Genomic DNA, 23,905 nt, shown 5'->3' with positions numbered 1-23,905 from the left:
CATGAAAGAGGCAGCTGAACATGTTAAATGATAAAACTGACCAATCTCAGAATGAAGAGGATCTAATTAACACGCTTTATAAGAAGCAGCAGGAACTTGTGAGTGCAAAGAAATTGACCTCTAGATTTAAAAAAAAGTATGATGTTGAAACGAAAACAGCAAGCTGGGGAATAGTTAGATTTTTTCACCCTATTGTTGTTATGATAAATTATCTTAAAAATATCATTAAGGCACCAACATTAATTAAGGAAAACGAAAAGCTCAAGTTACAATTGCAGCAAAATGAACTAGATAACGAAAAGTTAATTCAATCATTAATTGATAAAATCACTGTGAGCGTTGACTTTCTAAATGATGCTGAAATTAATCTTTTAGTTCGTTTACTTAGAGATAAGGGTGAAGCCATTCATTTCCTAACAGATTTAATAGAGGAAAAGAAACTAACACAAGCAAAATTATCCTTTATATTAAAGAAAGTAGCTCAGGCTTTTAATGAAAACCCGAACGAAGAACTAAGGCAAGCCGTCTTAAATAAACTATTATTTTTATTAAGGCCACCGATCATTTCCGACTTTTTTGTACGTGAACTAAATAAATCCGTGATTGATTATCAAGAATTGGACTCTTTTCAATACTATTTATTCTTAGAACAGCGGAAGCACCATCTTAATCAAGATTCACCTTATGTTCAATTAGATGATAAGAGAAAGGCTTATCATCTAATTGAAGTGCTCGGATTTGAGTGTCCTAATTTTAGTGAAACTATTTATAATCTAGCTAATATTCCAATAGAGAAAAATACGGTGATCAAGCCAGAACACGGTGCCGGCTCTAGAGGAGTTTATATTATTGGAAGTGAAGCAATATACGCTGTTAAGCAAAACGAGCAATTGAAGGATATTCAAAGTCTTAAACAAGAAATGCAAAAAGACCTTGAACAAAAAAGGGTTATTGATGACAGATGGTATATTGAAGAGCTAGTTGCAGAGCAAGATACTCCTGCACGTGATCTTAAATTTTATAGTTTTTATGGGGAAGTAGCATTGATCTTAGAAGTAGAACGATTTCCTGAGAATCGTTATTGCTGGTGGGATGGCGATGGTAAGAGGGTTATTACAGGTAAGTATGATAATGATCTTTTTATTGGGAAAGGTGTAACAAATGCTCAAATTGAGATAGCCAAGGCAATTAGTTTAGAGCTGCCGGTACCATTCATGAGAATTGATTTCTTAGCTGCTGACAAACGTTTTGTTTTTGGTGAATTCACACCAAAGCCAGGAAACTATGAAGAATTTGACTATCAAACAGATCAAAGGTTAGGGAAATATTTTGTCGAGGCTGAACAGAGATTGTATCATGACTTTTCTCAAGGAAAAGTATTCAAAAATTATAATGGTATCAAAAGCTAGCATAGGGGATAGAAATTATGGCTGATAATATAAATTCTAATTGGGGCGTAAAAATAACTGAAGAAATTGCTAACGAGGCAAAAGGGCTAGACTTAGATGCCTATTTAATCGCACTTGAGGGATGGAGAAGAGGACTCGATCTCAGATGGCATGCGATGGACCATGAGATATTTAAAGATATGAAAACATGGTTTACGGATAAACCAGGCAAGTTATTTTCGCTTTCCTCAGATAGAAAAACACATTATTTTTTCAGAACACGTGGGCATATTATTTCTAATGAAGCTGTAGGTATAGCTTCAGATAAGGCTTTATCGAAACAATATCTCATCCAAAAAGGAGTAAACTGTATTCAAGGGTATCACTTTGATGCAACGTCTTCTATAGAAGAGATCACCGAACATGCTGCTAAACTAGGCTATCCAGTAGTATTGAAACCTGCTGATGGCAGTTTTGGTAGAGATGTGTATCTCAATCTAAATGATCAAGAATCATTAATTCAAGCATTTAACCAAATTAAAGAGATAAAGCCCAAGTCATCACTGTTACTTGAGCGTCATCAACAAGGACAAGATTATCGTGTCTATGTTATAGCTGATTCAGTAGTTGCTGCTATTAAAAGGATACCAGCAAATGTAATAGGTGATGGTAAACATACCATTAAAGAGTTAATTGAACGTAAAAATGAGGAAAGAAAGAAAAACCCACGTTTAGCTAGTTGTCTTATTGAGATTAATCATTCATTAAAAAGGTTTATTTCTGATCAGGGGTTTCAATTAACTGATATACCCGTAACAGATCAGCAAATCTTCTTAAATGATAAAGCTAATATTTCGCTTGGTGGAGATTCAATAGATGTCCTTGATCAATTAGATGAGGATGCAAAAAAGACAGCTATTGCAGCGATAGAGGCAATACCAGGATTATATCATGGATCAGTCGATTTGCTTAAAACTGAAGATCAAGCTGCTGTTGTAATCGAAATTAACCCTACTTCTCAACTTGGTTCTTTAATCTTTCCAATGCAAGGACAAGGAAGAGACGTACCATCTGCTCTGATTGACTATTATTTTCCCGAATCAATCGAGAATAAAGATAATAGAAGTAGTATGTACTTTGATTTTTATGATGTTTTGGATCCTCTTAATAACGGGGTAGTTAAAGCAATTAAAGTTTCGACACCTTTATTAGGCAGAGTGTTTGGTAAACGCTATGTAGTAAGTGGAGATGTCAATCAAATCGGTTTTCACCGTGGCTTAAGGAAATTTGCTTTTGAAAATAAAATAAGTGGTTACATCAATCGTCTTGAAACGGATAGGATTGAAATTATTTTAGTTGCTAGTACACAAGATAAAGTTGATTCTTTTAAAGAAGCTATATATGCTGATTCCGAACGCTCATCTGTAAGTTCAGTAGTAGAGGAACCCTGGTCTGGTTCTGTTAAAGTAGGGTTTGAAATTAAAGTTGATGTTAAGATGCAGCTAGAACGAATAAGTGAAGTTAAAGATGAAATAAAACAAGTTGAACTTGAAATTAAACAGATGCAAAAAGCAATCAATAGTTTTTATCATAGTCTATCGTGGAAGCTTACAGCACCATTGAGAATACCTGGCTTAATTGCTAAGAAAATTCAAGGTAAGTAGCGATTATGGAGGCATATAGATGATTGAAGATAAAGTTATTTCTCTACCACATTTAACAAACGAGATTGTTAAAGGAGCAAAAAAAACGAAACTATGTTCGTATTCTGTTGCTATTGAGGGTTGGAGAAGAGGATTAAAGTTAAAGTGGTATACAATTGATTCAGGAAAATTTGATAATATGATTACTTTTGGTATCAATCCGCCTGGTCGACTATTTTCGTTAGAGTCTAAGGATAGAATTCATTATTTTTTCCGAACAAGAGGGGACAAGGTTTCGAACGAAGCAGTTGAAATTGGGTCTGATAAAAATGAGACAAAGAAATGGCTTGCAAAAGCTGGTGTACCGGTTCCAGAAGGAGCAAAGTTTGGTCCAGACCACACTGATGATCAGATTGTGTATGAAGCAAATAAATTAGGGTTTCCATTAGTACTCAAGCCTATAGATGCTAGCCTTGGTAATGGAGTAGTGACTAATATTAAGAAGGAAGCAGAGTTAAGAAAGGCCTTAGACTATGTTCGAGTTCGATTAGGCTATCAGAATGTTATGATCGAACGATATGTTCAAGGAGAAGAATATCGTGTTTATGTAGTTGGAGATAAAGCCATCGGAGCATATAACCGATTACCAGCAAATGTAATAGGTGATGGTAAAAGTACAATTAGTGAATTAATTGAACAGAAAAATGCAATGAGAATGAAAAATGCCCGTCTATTTAGTTGTTTAATTGAAATTGATGAGGAAACTCTAGATTTCATTCAGACAGCAGGGTATACGCTGGATAGTATCCCTATTCAAGGTGAGAAGGTTTTATTAAAAGAGAAAACTAATGTCTCAGCTGGTGGAGACCCTATTGATGTTACGGACGAAATACCAGATGAGATGAAGCAAATTGCTATTAATGCTATAAAGGCAGTGCCAGAACTAAATCATGGTGGGGTCGATATTATTGTTGATTTGACTAGACCAACTTTAGATGCAGTCGTCATTGAATTGAACCCAACTGCACAAATTGGTGGTATTCTTTTCCCTATGGAAGGAAAAGCAAGGGATATTCCGTCAGCAATTGTTGACTATTATTTTCCTGAGACGATAGGGACACAAACTGATCGGGAGAAGATATACTTTGATCTTAACACGGTTTTAGAACCTTTAGTCAATCGTTCAGCTCAAGAAGTAGAGGTTGCACCTGCTTTAGTTGGTAAAATCTATAGGAGGTGCTATGTACTAAAAGGAAAGGTAAGTAGTGCAAAGTTTCATCGTTTTATTAAAATTGAAGCCTTGAAAAAGAATTTAAGTGGCTTTGTTAATAAGATTAGTCATGATAACATTGAAATTATCATAGCAGGAACGAATAAGCAAGACATAGATGGGTTTAAAAAGTCGATTCGGAATTATGACACTAAAATAAAGGAAATTCAGGAGGGGAAATGGCCCCATCCAGTCAAAATAGGCTTTGATATTTTTGAAAACTTTAACACTGATAGTTATAAAAATATAAACTCAATGTTAAAATACTCAGAAAAAGAACTAGCCAGACTAAAAAAAGAGCATAGGAGATTAAAACTGAAAACAGACAGTATAAATCAGAGTCGCTCATTTAAATATGCTGCAGTACTAAAAAAAGTAGTGAATGGTGTTTGGAAACGATCATAGTGCGTCACAATAGCTATGTGGTATAATACAATCAAATAAGGGTTTAATTTTTGCTTGATTAACTCTAATATTATGAAGGAGTATCGAATATGCCAGAATTATATAATAAAATTCTTTTAAAAGAAGAAAAGATTTCTGTAATTGGGCTTGGTTATGTCGGTATGCCAATTGCTATTGCATTTGGGAAAAAAGCCGATGTTATTGGTTTTGATATTAACAAGGAAAAAGTTGGGCTTTACAGATCGGGAATAGATCCAACCAATGAGGTTGGTAATGAGGCCATTCGTGAAACAACAGTAGAATTTACTCATGATGAAGCTAAAATTAAAGAAGCAAAATTCCATATCGTTGCAGTCCCAACGCCAATAAATGCTGATAAAACTCCTAATTTATTACCAGTTGAAAATGCAAGTCGGTTAGTCGGTCGAAATTTGACCAAAGGTTCTATTGTTGTTTATGAATCAACGGTCTATCCTGGCGTAACAGAAGATATTTGTATTCCAATTTTGGAGAAGGAGTCTGGGCTAGTTTGTGGAAAAGACTTCAAAGTCGGTTACTCCCCTGAAAGAATAAACCCTGGTGATAAGGTCAACACGTTAGAGAATATAGTCAAGATTGTCTCAGGTATGGATGATGAAAGTCTGGAGGAAATTGCAGAGGTATATAAACTAGTAATTAAGGCAGGCGTTCATAAAGCCAATTCAATAAAAGTGGCTGAAGCTGCTAAAGTGGTAGAAAACAGTCAACGTGATATCAATATTGCTTTTATGAATGAGCTCGCTATGGTCTTTGACCGAATGAACATCGATACTAAAGATGTAATTGAAGCGATGAACACAAAATGGAATGCACTGGGTTTTTACCCTGGGTTAGTTGGCGGACATTGCATCGGTGTGGATCCATACTATTTTGTCTATGAAGCAGAAAAATTAGGCTATCATAGTCAAATTATTCTATCTGGTCGTAAAATAAATGATGATATGGGTGATTTCGTTTCAGACGCAATTATCAAAAAATTGATCCATGCTAATAAGGTTGTTAAGCAAGCCAAAGTATTGATTCTAGGATTAACCTTTAAAGAAAATACACCAGATACTCGTAACTCTAAAGTTATTGATATTATTGAAAACCTAAAAGAATATGGGATTGATCCTATTGTTGTTGATCCAGAAGCAGATAAACAAGAAGTTAGAAGTATCTATGGTATAGAGCTTTCAGAACTAAGCACTGTGAAAGACGTCGATTGTATCGTACTAACTGTTGCTCATAAAGCCTTTAAAGAACTTGATCTTAATCAACTTGATTCTTTATTTACTAATTGTAAAAATGAAGAAAAAGTCATTATAGATGTTAAAAGTATGCTTGATAAAGAGATAGTAACAGAAAAAGGGTACTTGTATTGGAGATTATAAGTTATAAAAAAAAGACTGTTAAGTAAGGATTGTCTGGACTATACTTAAAGATTGCAACCCGTGATATGGTATTTCTTGCAGGGGAACTGCTACGTAACTTTAATCGTTAATGGATATAAGTAAAAGTTAAATGGATAACTGTTTTAACGCAGTTATCCATTTGACTTTTAAAAAGACTGCTTAAATTACTGCCTTTTTAGATAAAGATTTACTTAATAACACCAGCATTTTTGACATCGATTGAATTTGAAAGTGTCAACTGGTCTTACTTAACAAGAAACTTTTTATTTTTAGCAAATGCTCGGAACTTTTGAATCATTCGTTTAAGAAGTTTATATGGATTAAGTAGCCACAAATCAAATAACTTTACCTTATTTTTTCTAAGTTTTCTATAGGCCATCAAGCCTTTTTTTATACCAAGCTTATAAAAAAAGGCATTAGCTAGATGATATCGCCCATGAATATTTAGTAGCTTAAACTCTTTGACGTCTAAATGTTCTTTCAAAAAGTTATGGTAATCAATAAAGACATCTAATCTAGCATCATATACTTTGGCACTTGTATTCTTAGTCAAACTTCCATATCCTTCAACAATACAATAAATAGTTTGATCAGAAACAATAAATTTCTCCATGTGATAGCCAACCTTTGTGGAAAACATAACATCATTTGAGGCGATCACCTCATCAAAATTTATTTTGTTTCTTTTAATAAAGTCAAGCGAAATTAGTTTAGAGACCGGTATTTTAAACTTATATTTTAACATGAGTTCAGTCGTTTTATTGCGTGATTCTCGATACTCTTTGACAAGCCTAAGATAATCTACATGCCGATTGGAAGTCTGAGATGTCTCCCCGACAACACTAGTTGGCGGGAAGAAAACAACATCCTCATTAGACTGTAAAAAAACAGATATTTTCTCAAAGAAGCCTTCAACGAAAAAATCATCAGCATCAGCGAATAAAACCCATTTTCCCTGTGCAGCGCTGAGACCAATATTTCGGCATACACCAGCACCCCGAACCGTTTTATGATTAAAAAGTAACCTGATGGTACGATGGGGGAATTTTGAAAGAAACTGATGCAAGTCCGTGTGGCTTATCTCAGAGTTATCATCAACTATGATAATTTCTACATTATCATTTTTTGGGATAGAGTGCAGTAACCGTTCCAATGTGTTGATCGTATGATAGTGAGGAATAATAATAGATAGTATCAATGTTTAACACCCCAATAGAAAAATTCATTTCTGCTAAACTATAAGTTATATTAGGGAAAAAAATCGTTCTCAAGTTCTGGTAGGCCTGAGAACGAATATATAGATTATTAATAGTTTGTTTCTGGTGTTGATTGTTCTTCATACTCATTCGTTGCAGCGGTGCTAAGACCCAAATGAGACCGTAATATGTGTTTAATTTCAGCTAAATGTTCTTGATTTAACTCATAATAGTAGACAGGGACTCCATTAGCATTATCTAAATATAAATCATTACCTTCTAAATTTAGCGTTTCTACTTGAAGTTGACCTGAAATACCGTAGGAAATAAAACTAATTATATCGTTAAAGCTAAGATTAGTTCCCATATTATCACCAACAGCTTCAATTACATCATCAAAGCGATTGATTGATCCAATTGAAATAGCTTTATCTAAGATGGCTTTCATAATTTCCTGTTGGCGCTTTCCACGTTCGATATCATTATCCATTTTTCTCGTTCTTGCTAAAGCAAGGGCTTCCTCGCCATCAATTACCTGTATACCCGGATATAAATGGATTGAATCTCGCTTATCTTGGGAATTAGATTCAGAAAATTCGAAAGGGACATCAATCGTGATACCACCTAACGCGTCGACAACATCTACAAAGGCGTGGAAATTAAGACGAACCCAGTAATCAACTGGAATGTCAAGGAATCCTTCTATACTTTCAATAGTAGCTAAAGCTCCACCGAAAGCATGGGCATGTGTGATCTTATCCATATAACCTACTTCTGGAATATAAACATAAGAATCTCTTGGGATACTTAAAAGCTTAACACTATTATCATCCTTGTTAAGTGTAGCTAAAACGAGTGCATCAGAACGAGCACTACCTTGGTTACCACGATGTTCATTTTCATCAACACCGATAAATAAGACTGAGACATGATCATGATTAGGATTAACATCAAATTCTCTAAGATCAGAGCGGTCTCGTCCGTCATCTTCAAAAGCATTATCGACAGCATTTTGAGCCTTATTTAAAATATTAATGGCATAAACAGAGGTCACGGTCACTAATAACAAAATAGGTATAACAATAAATAAAATTAACTTTTTATTTTTTCTTTTTTTCTTAAATTTACGCTTTTCGACTCGCGTATTAATATGATGTTTTTTTTTCATAAAAAAACTCCTTCAAAATATCTTAGAAGCTAGATAACACTATATTTTATTGTACTATTAAAAAGCTATTTCGTAAATCACCTTTCTTTACAATGGTCAACATATATATGTCGAAATGCTTGCAATTAAAGTTAGACGAGATAATATTTCATTTTTGTGACAAACTTTAGTCCATTATTAAAACTGGGATATTGTTTCTGTAGAAGGTATCAGGGGTAGTATCTCTCCATTAGATTTTACAGAAATAGGATAGATTATTTTAACAGAAATAAGTGCCATAATAATAAAGACGATCATGTTTGTAAAGCTATGACAAGACCAATTATCACTAATGACTCATTGACAATAGTAACAATTACTAAGCTTCATTCAGCAGAGTCTCTCCCTGCTATGAAGTGGTGAGATGAATGCTTGTTTGTGTACCATTCAGTGGGGGTGAAAACCTCTGCTGAATCAAATATGCCGAGACGCATTTGATTGAAATTTTCTAATGCTTTTAGAATGTAGTGTAAGATTTATTTTGTCCGGATTAATAAGCCGATATACAACGCCATTGATATAATCACTGAACAAGCAGCAATAAGGTAAATGTACGAATAGCCAAGTAAACCTGCAACCATTCCAAAAATCATCGCCCCTAGCCCAATACCTAAATCAAAAAATCCATAGAAGGTTGCATTAGCCATACCACGGCGATTGGCAGGAGCTTCGTTTATCGCCCATGCCTGTAAAGCAGGCTGAATACTGCCAAATCCAAAGCCATAGAGTGCTCCAGCTATAAGGAGCGCACCACTATTAGGTAGCCATGACAGTAGCAACATGGCCAATACAATTAAACAACTGCCTGGTAAGAAAATAGCACGATGCCCTTTTAAATCATATAAACGTCCAGCGAATGTTCGTGAGATTAGTAAAGCCAAAGCATAGCATAGAAAATATAACTCAATGCCAGTAATCCCTTTTTGGGTGGTATAGAGCGGTAAGAAAGATGCAATTCCACCAAAACTCACCGTTATAAAAAATAGTAATGTTGAGGGCTTTAACGAGCTTTTTTCAAAAATATCTAACTTTAGCGTAATCGACTTGTTAGGGATAGCTTCGACTTTTTTATAGCCAATTTGAGTGGCTAAGAGAAAGGAAACAATGCCTAATGTCGCAATAATTAGGAATAATTGAGTGAAAGATAATAAGCCAGCTAGAGTCAAACCGAGCGTTGGTCCAAAGGCGAGTGCCAAATTACCCGATAGCCCGAAATAGCCCATCCCTTCACCACGTCGGGAAGGAGGGATTAAGTCAGTGGCTATTGTTCCGGTTGCTGTCGTTGAGAAGCCCCAGCCAACTCCTTGTACCATTCGGACTAGAAATAGAAGTCCAATTGTTGGGATTATCGCATATAAACCAACAGACACAACAAAAATAGCCAAACCGGTCATATAAATAAATTGTCTCCCTTTGGATTCTAAAGCATGTCCTGCATAAGGGCGGAGTAGTAAGGAAGATAAAGTGAAAATACCTGTAATCATGCCAATAACCTGATCTGTACCACCAAGAGACTTAACCAATAGTGGAATGGTAGGTAATGTCATTTGAAAGCCTAGAAAGATAAAAAAGTTTGCCAAACAAACTAAGGCAAAATCTTTTGTCCATATTTTTTCTTGATGCTGAATCGCTTTGGTTTTTATTTTTGATGTCATTAAATGACACTCCTATTATTTTTTTGTTTCACGAAATATATTATATACTAGAATTGAGTAAAAGAAAATGGAGGAGAAAACACAGTAACCTTAATCTGCTTCTTGTTTGTTAACAGCTTAAAGTACAGAATGCGAGATCTAACATGAGAGATGTTCGCAAAGAAGAATATAGTAAAGGAACTGGATTTAAGCCAGTTCCTTTACTTGGTTTAAATGAATAATGCGTTGATTACGACTACCTCTAAAATCAAGACTTAAATCACGTTCCGCTAATATAAATCGACCATCAACAAGGACATCACATTGCTTAAGTAACTCAATATACGAACCCCCAAGTTTTAACAGTTCCTCTAAAGTATAACCCGTATAGGCCCAAATGTTTTTCCCGTGTGCACGTAAACAACGAGCGAGTTCAGCTACTTCGTCGGCCTGGTAAAAAGGGTCACCACCAGATAATGTTACATCACAAAGTGGGTTACTAAGTACTTCATCTACAATCTCTTTTTGCGTCATTTCTTTTCCGTTGCGTATATTCCAGCTTTCAGGATTATGACATCCTTGGCAAAAGTGGGGACAACCAGCAAAGAAGATGACCGTTCTTAAACCTTCGCCATCGACCACCGAGTCGTGCAGGATATTTAGCACTCGCATGGTTAATTGTTACCCTCATATATGCGTTGATGCTTAACTCGCTGGCTTTCTTCGGCACGTTTGGCCGTATTCCACTTTTTCATGTCGCCTACTAGATAGCCGGTAATCCGGCGAATACGTTCAATCTGGTCTTGATCATCATTATCACAGCTTGGGCAGCTTTGATTAATAATACCGGTATAGCCGCAGGCATTACAACGATCGACAGGGTGGTTAATGGATCCATAGCCAAAATCATTGTTAGCCATTGCCTTGACCAACGTATCTAGAGCTTTAATATTTTTGGTCACATCACCGTCACACTCTATATATGAGATATGGCCACCGTTACATAATTTATGAAAAGTCCCTTCAAGACGAATCTTTTCAATCGCACGAATCGGGTAATAGACCGGAATATGAAATGAGTTGGTATAAAAATCACGTTCTGTTACACCTGGAATTACACCAAATTCAGCCCGATCCCCTTTAGTGAAGCGGCCTGATAACCCTTCAGCTGGGGTTGCAATCAAAGAAAAGTTCAAGTCATACTGTTCAGCAGCAGCGTCAACTCGAGCCCGCATAAATTCAACAATTTGATAGCCTAATTGATAGGCATGGTTAGATTGACCGTGATGCTCGCCAATTAGGGCAACTAATGCTTCAGCCAAACCGATAAAGCCGACACTAAGGGTACCCTGTTTTAGAACTTCTTTTAGTTTATCAGTAGGATTCAACTGCTCACTGTTTTTCCAAACTCCTTGACTGTATAAAAAGGAAAAGTGCTGAGCCTGCTTATTTGCTTGAAACTCGAAGCGCTCAAGCAATTGTTGAATCACTATATCGGTATATTTAGCTAGCGTATCGAAAAAGTGATCAACCGATTGGGCAACAAGCGCAATCTTAACGAGGTTTATCGACGTAAAAGATAAATTACCACGCTGAATGCTATTTTCATCACCATGACGATTTGCCATAACACGGGTACGGCAACCCATGTAAGCCACTTCAGATTCTGGTGTTCCATCATAATGTTGACGATTGATTGTTGAATCAATGAAGCTAAAGTTAGGGAATAAACGTTTAGCCGTTGTTTCCAGTGCTAGCTGATATAAGTCATAATTCGGCTCATCCGGCTCGAAATTAACCCCTTTTTTCATTTTAAAGATTTGAATTGGAAAAATCGGTGTCTCACCATTGCCGAGTCCGGCTTTTGTGGCTAATAGTAAATTTTTGATTAGCATACGGCCTTCTGGCGAGGTATCTGTTCCATAATTAACTGAAACAAAAGGAACCTGTCCACCACCACGGGAGTGCATGGAATTACAATTATGTATGAATGCCTCACATGCTTGATAAACATCACGATCGGCTTCACGCCAAGCTGTTTCCTCTAACTGTTCTTCTGTCCAGTCAATAGGGTAAGCTTGTAATCGTCGTTTATGTTTTAAATAAGTCTTTCTTACATATGGTGCTAAATCATAATCAAACATGGGGTAGCTTTGGCCACCATGTTGCATGTTTTGATTTGACTGGAAAATAATCGAAGACAAGGCCATGGCACTAACAATATCCTTTGGCTCACGCATAAAGCCATGCCCGGTATTAAAGCCATCTTTTAAGATCGCACCAAGCGGGATTTGACAACACGTTGTTGTACCAGTTGGCATGAAATCTAAATCATGAGGATGGATAAAATTATCACGGATTGCTTCAACAACAATTGGGCTTAATAATTGGGTCTTAGCGTAATGCTTGGCAGCTTCTGATCCAAATTTAGACATTTGTCCCATCGGCGATTGCCCATCAACATTAGCATTCTCCTGAATTAAATCCTGGTTGCTAGAAGCAACAATTTCATCTAGTGCTATCATTAACTCGTCATTGCGTTGATTAATTTTGAATGAGGTTTTCATCATATCCACTCCTGACACAATATCTTGTATTGAAATAAAAAGTCCTAACACAATATCTTGTATTAGGACTAAGTTTAGCATATTTAATTTAGGCTGAACAGTGTGAGATTTGACCCTAAAATGGCCATTATTTGGTTAAACTCAACACTGACAGTTAGTTTAGCATTTGTGACAGTTTTGTGTCGTTGAAATAGTCTTCGGAATGACGAACTTAGAATAAAAATTGATTAAATATATTGTCACCAAGTAACCAAAGGATAAGTGCGATTCCTACTAATAATATCAAAATGGCATAGTATAGATCAATCCCAGCTTGTTGCTGTTTTTCAGAACGAGTAGTAAAAATAGTGAGGATACTAGCAATGGCGATAAGAGTGATTGCCAAAGTCATTAATGCTAGACTGAATTGATAACCACCAAGTAAGAAAATCAAATTGGCTACAATGATGATAGCTGTAGGAATTATAAGTAAAGATGCGTATCGGTTCAACAAGGTCAGATAGCTATGCTTTACCTTCATTAGTTGCACGACACCAAACTTTACTCCAATCGCTAATCCAAGGTATAAAAGCATTAAAAAGAAGGGCAAGATAATAAAATCCCAAATCGTTGGTGTGAAAAATATGCTTCCTATATTGCGAGCTACTGCATAAGAATAAAGCGGCATAAAAAATGCTAATAAAAGAATGGTAATAATGCTATTAATGATTTCGGCTTTTTGGTTGGTTAGTGTTCGACTCGTTTGGTAAGGCGTCTTTATTGTATTGATCAGAAAATCAAGATAGGTTTTGCTAATCTCTTTAGCTTGATCAACATAAGGGTTAGATTCAGCTTTTGCTTGACTTCCCTCATTCGTCGTATCTGCCGACTTTTCTTTTTCGTTAATATCAACAGATGCCTGCGCAGGTTGAACCTCTTCAGTCGCAGCAGCTTCACTTACTTGAACCGTATTGTTCGGAATATTTTTAGCATCTTGATTTAGTTTGTCTTGACTGTTTTGAGACTGCATCGTCGTCATCGCTCCTTTTCATCTTTTGTCAAACCTTTCTCTATGGTTTTGACAATAACTATAATATCCCCTTTTAAATGGTATTTGAACTTACCTTCCCTCCTTTTTTATACCAAAAAGTTTAACTATTTAAAAACATATCAATAATAGTTTCATTAATCAATAGTCGTTTAGGATATAATTATATTAGCTATAGTCTGAAGCAATCATACATGTGAATCAATAGTATTAGACATTTAACTACTCTAAATGTGTCAATTAATTTACAGGGCATTTTGCTATCAATAAATAAATCTTAGACGCTCAGACTAGTAACTAACGTCATGATTGTTTAATGGAAACAAAATTGTCATTACTGCTTTACTCATTATTGTCCTCTTCATTTTAAGTTATTTTTATCAACTATTTTAACTTTTTAAGTCTAAAATTCACGCTATTAATATAATTGAATAGGAAAATAGTTCGTTATATTGGTTCAATAGTTCTGGGTATATGTATCCTTTTAGTTTAGTTTAATATTAATATTTTCACTTCACATAAGCCGATTATTTTGACTTAAAACAACATATTTCAAAGATATATAAACAATATTAAATAATTCGACAAAACAGGGTATTTTCTCCTTTTACTCCATCTGTAGTGGCAAATATCATTACTTAGAAATGAATCATAAGTCTTAAACTGAAGGTTAATTGGAAACTTTGTCTTTGTTTCATATATAACTATGGTATAATATTTCTTGTTTATATTTCATTTTTCGAGATTTTCAGGGGGATAGTAGTTATGGATGAAACGATATCGCTAAGGGAGATATTCCAGGTTATAAGAAAAAGACTAGGTATGATCATAATATTAACAATTGGAGCGGCTTTAATAAGTGGTGTCGTTACTCTTTTTTTTGTGACACCTCTTTATCAAGCGAGTTCACAATTTCTTGTTAACCAAAATCGGACACAAACAGATGCCGCAGTTGATCTAAATGATATTCGAACTAATGTCGAATTAATTAATACTTATAATGTGATTATTACAAGTAACCGAATTTTAAACGATGTAATAGATGAACTTGAGTTGCCGCTTTCAACTGCTACATTAAGTGAAAAAATATCGGTTAGTAATGAGAACAATTCACAGGTTGTAACCGTTACTGTAACCGATCCTGATCCAGCGCTGGCAGTTAGTATCGCTAACACCACTGTTGAAGTTTTTCGGAGTCAAATTGATGATTTGATGAGTGTCGATAATGTTAATGTTTTAAATGAAGCGGTACTAGCTGCAAATCCTTCACCGGTTAGTCCGAGCATCAGACTAAATATTGCGATTGCTTTTGTATTAGGAGCTATGATTAGTGTTGGACTTGCTTTCTTACTAGAAGTTTTAGATACAACGGTTAAAACTGAACAAGATGTCGAACAAAAACTGGAACTGCCTGTGCTTGGGGTCGTGTCACATATCAATGATAAAGAGCTCAATATCACTCATACGCCAAATCCAGCACGCGTAAGGGAAAGGGGAGTCTATCATGGCAAAACGAAAAAAACCAGCTAGCAACTCAATTAGACACTTGATTACCAAATTAAATCCGCGATCCCCAATATCAGAACAGTACCGGACGATTCGGACCAATTTGCAATTTTCTGCTGTGGATAACGATTTAGAAACAATAATGATAACATCAGCAGGACCTGCCGAAGGGAAGTCGTCGACCGCTGCTAATTTGGCGATTGTTTTTGCGCAACAAGAGAAGAGGGTTTTATTAGTTGATGCCGATATGCGTAAACCAACTGTTCATTATACATTTCGTACGGATAACCGACGTGGCTTAAGTAGTGTATTAATCGGAGAATTGAGTTTATCTGAAGCCACAGCTAAATCAGAGGTAGGGAATTTAGATATTCTTTCGGCAGGACCGATCCCTCCTAATCCATCTGAGCTGCTTAGCTCAAAAGCGATGAGCCAGTTAATCAAAGAGGCAAAGAATTACTATGATATAATTGTATTTGATACGCCACCGGTACTAGCAGTAACAGATGCCCAACTTTTAGCAAATGAAGTTGATGGAACATTATTAGTCGTTAGAAGTAAAAAAACAGATCAAGAGGCAGCTGTCAAAGCAAAGGAGCTTTTGTTGCCAGCTAAGTCTAAACTGCTAGGTGTCGTTTTAAACGACCGTGAACTTACGAAAAATCAGTATTACTATTATGGTGATTAAGAGTTTAGTCAAGAATTTAGACTAACAAAATTGAGAGTTTTTAAGCTTGCTAAATTAATTTATTTAGCTTATACTTAGCATTGAACAAAAAGAGCATAGTTTTTAAGCCTTCAAGGGGAGCTGATTTCAGTCGGCTGAGAGTGAACACGAATTGTTCAGACCCTAGGAACCTGTTAGTTAATACTAGCGTAGGGATGGTGGCTTTTTTGATGGCGTTTTAAGCAATGAAAGTGGGTCCTCCATCAGGAAGCATCCCCTTGGCATTGCTTTTTTTGTTGATTATTTACTATTAGGGGGAATATTCAATGGAAACAAAACGTACATTATTTCTTATTGAGGTAGCCATTTTTACTGCCTTAGCACTTGTTTTGGATGTTATACCTTTTTTATCATTTAAGGTATGGGCTCAAGGGGGGTCCGTTTCATTTGCCATGATCCCTATTTTCATCGTGGCATTTCGTTGGGGGGTAAAAGGCGGTTTGCTATCTGGCTTTTTGTATGGAATTTTACAAATTGCCATTGGGGAAGCGTGGATCATGCATCCAGCACAAGGAGCGTTAGATTATCCTGTTGCTTTTACTGTCTTAGGACTTGCAGGTTTATTTGCGCCCGCAGTTCAAGCAGCTATTAAAAGGGGAAACACTGGCCGATTTATAGGTTTTGTAGCAATCGGTGTTCTGATAGGAATTATATTGAGATTTGTTGCGCATTATTTAGCGGGTGTTATTTTCTTTGAGTCATTAATTGATGGGATGAATATTTGGATGTATTCGCTTGTATATAATGGTTCTTATCTACTTCCGTCATTTATAATAAATGTTGTAGCTGTTAGTCTATTATTCTATAAACGGCCAAAATTGATAGTTTCCGGAAAATGAATAAAAAATGAATAATCGGACCCATCGATAAAAAAGTGAACGTACATAACTTTGAGTGCGTTCATTTTTTTAGTATCATCATTTTGTTGAAAAGTGAATATTTTATGAACGAAACTTATGGAGATAGCTTTCTAGACAAAGAAAAGACTTGACAAAAAACAGAGGGATTGAAATTGTTGTCATTTAAGGGATTAAGGATATTTTATAGGTAAATAGACCATGGTTACATATATGCTTTTTATATTAAAATAGGTATAAAGTAGTAGTGTAAAGTCAGTTTTTACAGAAAATTGTCACTTGAAAGGTTTTATTATCCGGTATAAACTGATATAATTTTAGTGTTCTGCAATTTAAGAATTTTAAACTACTAGTAAAGGAATCCTTCATTGGAGGGGTGGAGAAGTATGATTGATATACACTGTCACATATTACCTGGGATGGATGATGGGGCAAAGCATATGGAAGAAAGTGTGGAAATGGCTAAAGCTGCTTTAACACAGGGAATAGATACCATTATAGCAACGCCACATCATAACAATAATAAATATTTTAACACAAAAACTACCATAATAAAAGCCGTAGAGGATTTGAATGAGCGGCTCGTGAAAGAGAATTTGCCGATAACAGTCTTACCGGGACAAGAAACGAGAATCTATGGAGATATGGTTCAGGGAGTTAAAAAAGGAGACTTGTTAACATTAAATCAGACAAGTCCTTATATTTTTGTTGAATTGCCTACTAACCACGTTCCGCGCTATACTGAACAGCTTTTGTTTGATTTGCAAATGGAAGATTTAACACCGATTATTGTTCACCCAGAGCGGAATACCGAATTACTTGAACACCCAAGTAAGTTATATGAGCTAGTTCGTAATGGGGCCTTGACCCAACTTACGGCAGCCAGCTTAGTTGGGAAGTTTGGTAAGAAAATTAAAAAATTCAGCCATGATTTAATTGAAGCAAGGCTTACTCATTTTATTGCCTCTGATGCCCACAATACACGGTCTCGTGGCTTTGTTATGGCAGAAGCTATTGAGGAAATAAAAAACCAATATGGGCAACAAATGCTTTATACATTTATGGAGAATCCTCAGCTTTTGATTAACGGTGAGGCTTTATATATTGATGAGCCGCATCGTATTAAAACGAAAAAGTTTCTTGGTCTATTTTAAACGATAAAGGAGTCCAATTATGAAGAAGGTTAAAAAAGCGATTATTCCAGCAGCAGGATTGGGGACAAGATTTTTACCAGCAACAAAAGCAATGCCTAAAGAGATGCTACCAATAGTTGATAAACCAACGATTCAATATATCGTTGAAGAAGCTGTCGCTTCGGGCATCGAGGATATTATTATAGTCACAGGTAAAGGGAAACGGGCAATCGAAGATCACTTTGACTTTGCACCGGAACTCGAGCAAAACTTAAGAGAAAAAAATAAACTAGATTTGTTACATAAAGTCGAGCAATCTACAAACCTAGCAGATATTCATTATATACGGCAAAAAGAACCGAAAGGACTAGGTCACGCTGTTTGGTGTGCCCGTAAATTCATTGGTGATGAGCCGTTTGCTGTCTTGCTCGGTGATGATATCGTTCAAAGCCAAGTTCCTTGCTTAAAGCAATTAATTAATCAATATGAAGAAACGGAATCATCGGTTATTGGTGTTCAGCAAGTACCTGAAGAGAAGACCAACCGTTATGGTATCGTTGACCCAGGTGATAAACAAGGAAGGCTTTATCAAGTGAACCATTTTGTTGAAAAACCGGAAATAGGAACTTCTCCTTCTAATCTCGCAATTATGGGGCGATATGTATTTACCCCTGAAATTTTTCATTTCTTAGACCGTCAGAAAATTGGAGCTGGTGGAGAGATTCAACTCACGGATGCCATTCAAATGTTGAATGAAATTCAGAAAGTTTATGCGTATGACTTTGAAGGGCACCGCTTTGATGTGGGGGAACAACTTGGTTTTGTCCAAACTACGATTGAATTTGCTTTACAAAATAAAGAGATCGGTGAGGCGACGAAGCAAATGATTATTCAACTGGCGGAACAATTAAAATTGAAGTAATAAATTCTTTGACGCTACCTTATATTTAAATGTCATTGTAGTGTTTTTGTTATATCATACTAAAGGAGCCAATTTTATGTCTTATCGTAAACGGATGATCTTACTGGTTATTCTTGATTCTTTAATTGTGGGATCGGCCATTTACCTTGCATCATGGATTGTTTATCCACTTTCTACTACGTGGTCTATACCAACAGTAATCATTAGCATGATTGCATTACTATTTTTTCATCATCTCTATGCGAATCTTTTTAAACTCTACAATAAGGTTTGGGCCTATGCCAGCATTAAAGAGCTTAAAGCGATTGTTATTTCTGTGACACTTTCGATACTATCTACTGCCATTGTTCAATTTTTGATAAATGGTTTTTCGATTTATCGGCGTGCCTTGCTGGTTACCTGGTTGCTCCATGTTACCTTTATTGGCGGTTCAAGGTTTGTTTGGCGTGTGTTTAGAGATCGCTATATTATAAAAGATCCTAATCGAAAGAGAACATTAATTGTTGGTGCTGGTGAAGCTGGTGCGGTGATTGCTAGACAATTAACAAATGGTCAGAATGACACAGCATTAACACCAGTTGGATTTGTCGATGATGATCCAAATAAATTCAAAATGCATTTGTTCAATATCCCGGTACTCGGTTCAATTGATCTGATTAGTGAGATTGTTGAACGGGAGAATATTGATCACATTATAATAGCTATACCATCATTACGTAATGGGGAGTTATCTGCCATTGTCTCTCGTTGTAGCCAAACAAATGCCAAAGTGCAAATTTTGCCGAAAATTGAGGACTTGGCAACGGGAAAAGTTGCCATTAAAGCATTACGTAACGTTGATGTAGAAGATGTGCTTGGACGTAAACCTGTTAAATTAGATATCCATGCCATTTCACGGTATGTAAGTAACAGTACGGTAATGGTAACGGGTGCTGGTGGTTCAATCGGTTCAGAAATTTGTCGTCAATTAATGCAGTTTAGTCCTGCTAGAATTCTATTAGTAGGTCATGGGGAATATAGCATTTATTCAATTGATATGGAACTAAGGAGGAAATTTGAAAGCTCCGAGACAGAAATTATCCCTATTATTGGTGATGTGCAGGATCGTAACCGTATGTTTAACATTGTTGATCAATACAGACCTACTGTCATTTACCACGCTGCTGCCCATAAGCATGTACCACTAATGGAAGATAACCCACAAGAGGCGATAAAAAATAACGTAATCGGAACTAAAAATGTAGCAGAAGCTGCTGATACATATAATATAGAGACGTTTGTTTTAGTTTCAACAGATAAAGCCGTTAACCCTACTAATGTGATGGGAGCAACGAAGCGCTTGGCTGAAATGATTATTCAAGATCTTGCTTTACAAAGTGAAACAAAATTTGTTGCTGTTCGATTCGGTAATGTATTAGGTAGTCGGGGTTCTGTCATTCCATTATTTAAGAAGCAAATCGAAAGCGGGGGACCAGTAACAGTTACTCATCCTGATATGACCCGTTATTTTATGACGATTCCTGAAGCGAGCCGCCTCGTCATTCAAGCGGGTACCTTGGCTAAGGGGGGCGAAATTTTCGTTCTTGATATGGGTGAACCAATTAAAATTGTCGATCTTGCCAAAAACCTTATTAAGCTTTCAGGTTATTCACTAGATGAGATACCAATTGAATTTACCGGTATTAGACCAGGTGAGAAGATGTACGAAGAATTACTAAATGAAAACGAGATATTACCTGGAGAAGTGTATGAGAAGATCTATGTTGGACGGACGAATCAAGTTGATATTAGCAAGCTACTCCAATTAATCCAATCCTATAAACAATACGGAAATGATGAGCTTAAAGAACACTTAATGGGCATAGTATATGCTGATCAGACGGTAAAAACTAGTATTTCTTAAAGGAGTTTCAACATGATATATTCCAAAATCAAGCGTGTCATTGATATTATGCTATCATTAATAGGTCTAGTTTTATTAACTCCTGTCTTTATTATTCTAATTATTGGAATTAAGCTCGATTCAAGTGGCCCAATTCTTTTCAAACAGAAAAGAGTAGGTAAAAACAAGCGTCATTTTAACATTTTAAAATTTCGTACCATGCGAATCGATACACCTAAAGACACTCCTACGCATTTATTAGTTAATCCTGATCAATATATTACTAGAATGGGCCGGTTCTTAAGAAAAACAAGTTTAGATGAATTACCACAGATTTTTAATATTATTGCTGGGCAGATGTCGATCATCGGTCCTCGTCCAGCTCTTTGGAATCAATATGATTTAATTGAAGAGCGCGATAAGTATCACGCTAACGACGTCTTACCTGGGTTGACCGGCTGGGCGCAAATAAATGGTCGTGATGAGCTCCCAATTGATGTTAAAGCTCGGTTAGATGGTGAATACATTGACCAATTTAGCTTTAAAATGGATCTCAGGTGCTTTTTTGGTACAATTGTTAGTGTGATTAAAAGTGATGGTGTCGTTGAGGGTGGAACAGGTAGAAAAGAACAAAATGAACATAAAACAAAGGAGTCCGTCTAAACATGAAACGGATTTTAATAACAGGAAAGAATAGTTATATAGGGAATTCTTTTGAGAGATGGGTCACAGAACGTTATCCTGAAGCATTTCAAATTGATAAAGTAAGCTTACGTACAGATAAATGGAAAAGTTTAGACTTTTCCATTTATGACGTTATATTGCATGTGGCAGGGATAGCACATGTTAAAGAAACAAAAAAAAATAAAGCTTTATATTATAAAGTAAATAGAGATTTAACAAAAGAGGTTGCTTCTAAAGCGAAAAAAGAAGGCACAGGGCAGTTTATATATTTAAGCTCGATGAGTGTTTTTGGATTAGTAGAAGGTGAAGTCAATGCTAATACTATTGAAAATCCAGTAAATGCTTACGGGAAATCTAAACTACAGTCAGAGAAAATGTTGTTGCAACTAAAAAGTAATAATTTTTTTGTTGCAATTATTCGTCCCCCGATGATATATGGCCCAAATTGCGTAGGCAACTATAGCAAATTATCAAAACTAGTAAAAAAATCTTTTTTATTTCCTGATATTAAGAATGAACGAAGTATGATTTTTGTTGATAATTTATCTGAGTTTATTATAGGCTTGATAGATGATAAAAAGGAGGGGATTTTTCACCCTCAAAATATTAACTATGTTAATACATCTAAAATGGCCGAGTTAATTTCTGACATACATAATCGTAAATTGATTAAAATTAAGTGTGTTAATTTTTTAATTAATAGTATTAAAATAAACCTTGTGAGGAAAGTTTTTGGGGACTTAAAATATTCAAAAAAAATGTCGCCAGAGATGCAAAAATATAATGTAGTATCTTTTGAAGAATCTATTAGAATTGCAGAACAAATGGAGAAATGAAAATGAAGTACGATGACTATAGTGTACTTATGTCAGTCTATTATAAAGAAAAACCAGAATACCTGAAATCAAGCATAGAAAGTATGCTGAACCAAACGCATAAACCGAATGAAATAATATTAGTAATAGATGGACCTTTAACAGTTGAATTAAATGAATTAATCAATATATATACTTCATCAAATACTGGCCTCTTTACGATAGTATCTTTAGAAGAAAATAAAGGTTTAGGTTTAGCGTTGAATGAGGGGATAAAGGTTAGTAGAAATGAACTGATTGCTAGAATGGATACAGATGATATCGCGTTACCTACAAGATGTGAAACTCAAGTAACAGCATTTAATTGTGACCCCGAGTTAGTGGTTCTAGGATCGCATATCGATGAATTTTATGATAGCCCCGATAACGTTGTTTCATCGAGGATAGTTCCGTTGACTCATGAAGAGATAATGTCTTTTTCGCGTAGAAGAAATCCTTTTAATCATCCCACAGTGATGTACAAGAAAACGAAAGTTCTTGAAGTAGGGGGATACCAAGATTTTAGAAGAAATCAAGATTTAGATTTATTTGTACGAATGTTGAATAACGGCTGTAAAGGTAAAAATATTAATGAATCTCTATTATTATTTCGTGCTAATAAAGATAACTTTAAGAGAAGGAAAAGCTGGGAAAAATGTAAAAGTTATATATCGATGATTTATAATTTTAGAAAAAAAGGATATTCTTCTTTGTTAGATTTTTTGGTTGTTAGCGCTAGTCAGATCATAATTTTTATTTCTCCAATATGGGTATTGGAACTCATATCAGATAAATTATTGAGAAAAAAAATAAGAAAAGGTTGAATTAAATGAGTATTGAGTCTAGAGTAAATGATGTTTTGAATAAATTCCCTTTGGTAAAGAAAGTTGTTAAAAGATCCTACCAACTTGCATCTTATTTAATCTCTCCAAAAATTAAATTTGAAGGGGATATACAGCGTATATCCCCAAATGATGGTATGGAATATTTTTTTGGTTATTACGATAAGTCCCCTTGGGATGAGAGTGGTAGATATATGCTTTGTTTAAGGGCAAAGAACACTTATAAATCTGTTGCACCAAATGAACCAGTTGAAATAGTTCTTTTTGATACTCATAATAACAATTCGTATGAAATTTTAGGGGAAACCCGAACTTGGAATGTCCAACAGGGATGTATGTTACAATGGTTAGGACCTAACTTCAGTGATAAAATAATCTACAATGATTACAGAAACGGTAACTATTGTTCTGTTATAAAAAATATTGTAACAAACGAGGAGCAAGAGATTCCTATGCCAGTTTATAGTGTCTCACAAGATGGAAAATTTGCTCTAACACTTGACTTTTCAAGATTACACCGCTTAAGACCAGGATATGGTTATAGTAATGCTAGTGATCAAACAGAGAAAGAAAAATGTCCTGAGGATACCTGTATTTGGTATGTGAATTTAGAAAACGGTAGAACAAAAGAAATTCTAAAATACACAGACTTTTATAATTTTGAGACTAGACAAGAAATGATGGATGCGGAACACAAAATAAATCATATTATGATAAATCCATCTGGT

19 protein-coding genes, 1 pseudogene and 1 riboswitch are annotated in these 23,905 nt (G+C 35.5%); of the genes and pseudogenes, 14 read left to right on the top strand and 6 right to left on the bottom strand.

Annotated elements, in window-relative coordinates; all coding sequences use genetic code 11:
• The first annotated feature begins 20 nt into the window (after positions 1-20).
• The 4 genes from ASE01S_RS08515 (at position 21) to ASE01S_RS08500 (ending at position 6,118) form a co-directional block, all read left to right on the top strand.
• On the top strand, positions 21-1,409 hold the full coding sequence (locus ASE01S_RS08515; RefSeq protein ID WP_067841018.1) for an ATP-grasp fold amidoligase family protein: 1,389 nt from the start codon (positions 21-23) through the stop codon (positions 1,407-1,409).
• Positions 1,410-1,426: 17 nt separating this feature from the next.
• On the top strand, positions 1,427-3,052 hold the full coding sequence (locus tag ASE01S_RS08510; RefSeq protein ID WP_067841016.1) for an acylphosphatase: 1,626 nt from the start codon (positions 1,427-1,429) through the stop codon (positions 3,050-3,052).
• 19 nt (positions 3,053-3,071) lie between these two features.
• Positions 3,072-4,706, top strand: coding sequence for an acylphosphatase (locus ASE01S_RS08505; protein WP_067841013.1), 1,635 nt, complete (start codon positions 3,072-3,074; stop codon positions 4,704-4,706).
• 89 nt (positions 4,707-4,795) lie between these two features.
• Positions 4,796-6,118, top strand: coding sequence for a nucleotide sugar dehydrogenase (locus ASE01S_RS08500; RefSeq protein ID WP_067841011.1), 1,323 nt, complete (start codon positions 4,796-4,798; stop codon positions 6,116-6,118).
• Between the two features lie 265 nt (positions 6,119-6,383).
• Here the strand turns inward: ASE01S_RS08500 and ASE01S_RS08495 are convergent, their stop codons facing one another.
• The 6 genes from ASE01S_RS08495 to ASE01S_RS08470 all read right to left on the bottom strand — a co-directional run bounded on the left by ASE01S_RS08495 (position 6,384) and on the right by ASE01S_RS08470 (position 13,752).
• Complete coding sequence (locus ASE01S_RS08495) at positions 6,384-7,337, bottom strand: glycosyltransferase family A protein (RefSeq protein WP_067841009.1); 954 nt, start codon at positions 7,335-7,337, stop codon at positions 6,384-6,386.
• Between the two features lie 107 nt (positions 7,338-7,444).
• A complete protein-coding gene (locus ASE01S_RS08490) occupies positions 7,445-8,503 on the bottom strand; it encodes an LCP family protein (protein ID WP_067841007.1) in 1,059 nt (352 codons plus the stop codon).
• Positions 8,504-9,018: 515 nt separating this feature from the next.
• A complete protein-coding gene (locus ASE01S_RS08485; protein ID WP_067841005.1) occupies positions 9,019-10,197 on the bottom strand; it encodes an MFS transporter in 1,179 nt (392 codons plus the stop codon).
• A gap of 186 nt (positions 10,198-10,383) precedes the next feature.
• Entirely contained in the window at positions 10,384-10,848 is a 465-nt protein-coding gene (gene nrdG, locus ASE01S_RS08480) for an anaerobic ribonucleoside-triphosphate reductase activating protein (RefSeq protein WP_067841004.1), read from the bottom strand.
• Positions 10,849-10,850: 2 nt separating this feature from the next.
• Positions 10,851-12,743 (bottom strand): anaerobic ribonucleoside triphosphate reductase, encoded by a 1,893-nt coding sequence (locus ASE01S_RS08475; protein ID WP_067841001.1) that lies wholly within the window; start codon positions 12,741-12,743, stop codon positions 10,851-10,853.
• Positions 12,744-12,954: 211 nt separating this feature from the next.
• A complete protein-coding gene (locus ASE01S_RS08470) occupies positions 12,955-13,752 on the bottom strand; it encodes a hypothetical protein (RefSeq protein ID WP_067840998.1) in 798 nt (265 codons plus the stop codon).
• 783 nt (positions 13,753-14,535) lie between these two features.
• Here ASE01S_RS08470 and ASE01S_RS08465 point away from each other — a divergent pair.
• The 10 genes and pseudogenes from ASE01S_RS08465 to ASE01S_RS08420 all read left to right on the top strand — a co-directional run.
• Positions 14,536-15,300 carry a YveK family protein gene (locus ASE01S_RS08465; protein WP_067840996.1) on the top strand — a complete coding sequence of 255 codons (765 nt, stop codon included), beginning with the start codon at positions 14,536-14,538 and terminating at the stop codon, positions 15,298-15,300.
• Positions 15,275-15,964 carry a CpsD/CapB family tyrosine-protein kinase gene (locus tag ASE01S_RS08460; protein WP_067840994.1) on the top strand — a complete coding sequence of 230 codons (690 nt, stop codon included), beginning with the start codon at positions 15,275-15,277 and terminating at the stop codon, positions 15,962-15,964. The genes ASE01S_RS08465 and ASE01S_RS08460 overlap by 26 nt, the downstream gene beginning before the upstream one ends.
• A 103-nt stretch (positions 15,965-16,067) precedes the next feature.
• Positions 16,068-16,176: riboswitch (TPP riboswitch) on the top strand.
• A gap of 93 nt (positions 16,177-16,269) precedes the next feature.
• Positions 16,270-16,842, top strand: a complete 573-nt coding sequence (thiT, locus tag ASE01S_RS08455) for an energy-coupled thiamine transporter ThiT (RefSeq protein WP_067840992.1) — start codon at positions 16,270-16,272, stop codon at positions 16,840-16,842.
• Between the two features lie 404 nt (positions 16,843-17,246).
• Positions 17,247-18,014 (top strand): tyrosine-protein phosphatase, encoded by a 768-nt coding sequence (locus tag ASE01S_RS08450; protein WP_067840990.1) that lies wholly within the window; start codon positions 17,247-17,249, stop codon positions 18,012-18,014.
• 19 nt (positions 18,015-18,033) lie between these two features.
• Positions 18,034-18,915, top strand: coding sequence for a UTP--glucose-1-phosphate uridylyltransferase GalU (galU, locus tag ASE01S_RS08445; RefSeq protein WP_067840988.1), 882 nt, complete (start codon positions 18,034-18,036; stop codon positions 18,913-18,915).
• A gap of 76 nt (positions 18,916-18,991) precedes the next feature.
• A complete protein-coding gene (locus tag ASE01S_RS08440; protein WP_067840986.1) occupies positions 18,992-20,818 on the top strand; it encodes a polysaccharide biosynthesis protein in 1,827 nt (608 codons plus the stop codon).
• Between the two features lie 15 nt (positions 20,819-20,833).
• Positions 20,834-21,460: a sugar transferase gene (locus tag ASE01S_RS08435; protein ID WP_083512072.1), complete on the top strand. Its 627-nt coding sequence runs from the start codon at positions 20,834-20,836 to the stop codon at positions 21,458-21,460.
• A 2-nt stretch (positions 21,461-21,462) separates the two neighbouring features.
• The gene (locus ASE01S_RS08430) at positions 21,463-22,317 is read left to right on the top strand and encodes an NAD-dependent epimerase/dehydratase family protein (RefSeq protein ID WP_067840981.1); all 855 of its coding nucleotides are present in this window, start codon (positions 21,463-21,465) and stop codon (positions 22,315-22,317) included.
• 2 nt (positions 22,318-22,319) lie between these two features.
• Positions 22,320-23,159: a glycosyltransferase gene (locus ASE01S_RS08425; RefSeq protein ID WP_157065175.1), complete on the top strand. Its 840-nt coding sequence runs from the start codon at positions 22,320-22,322 to the stop codon at positions 23,157-23,159.
• A gap of 5 nt (positions 23,160-23,164) precedes the next feature.
• Positions 23,165-23,905, top strand: a pseudogene (locus tag ASE01S_RS08420) (hypothetical protein); the annotation flags it as partial.

The organism is Amphibacillus sediminis NBRC 103570 (assembly GCF_001552275.1).
Taxonomy (GTDB): Bacteria; Bacillota; Bacilli; order Bacillales; family Amphibacillaceae; genus Amphibacillus_B; species Amphibacillus_B sediminis.
This window is presented reverse-complemented; position numbering and strand designations above follow the sequence as displayed.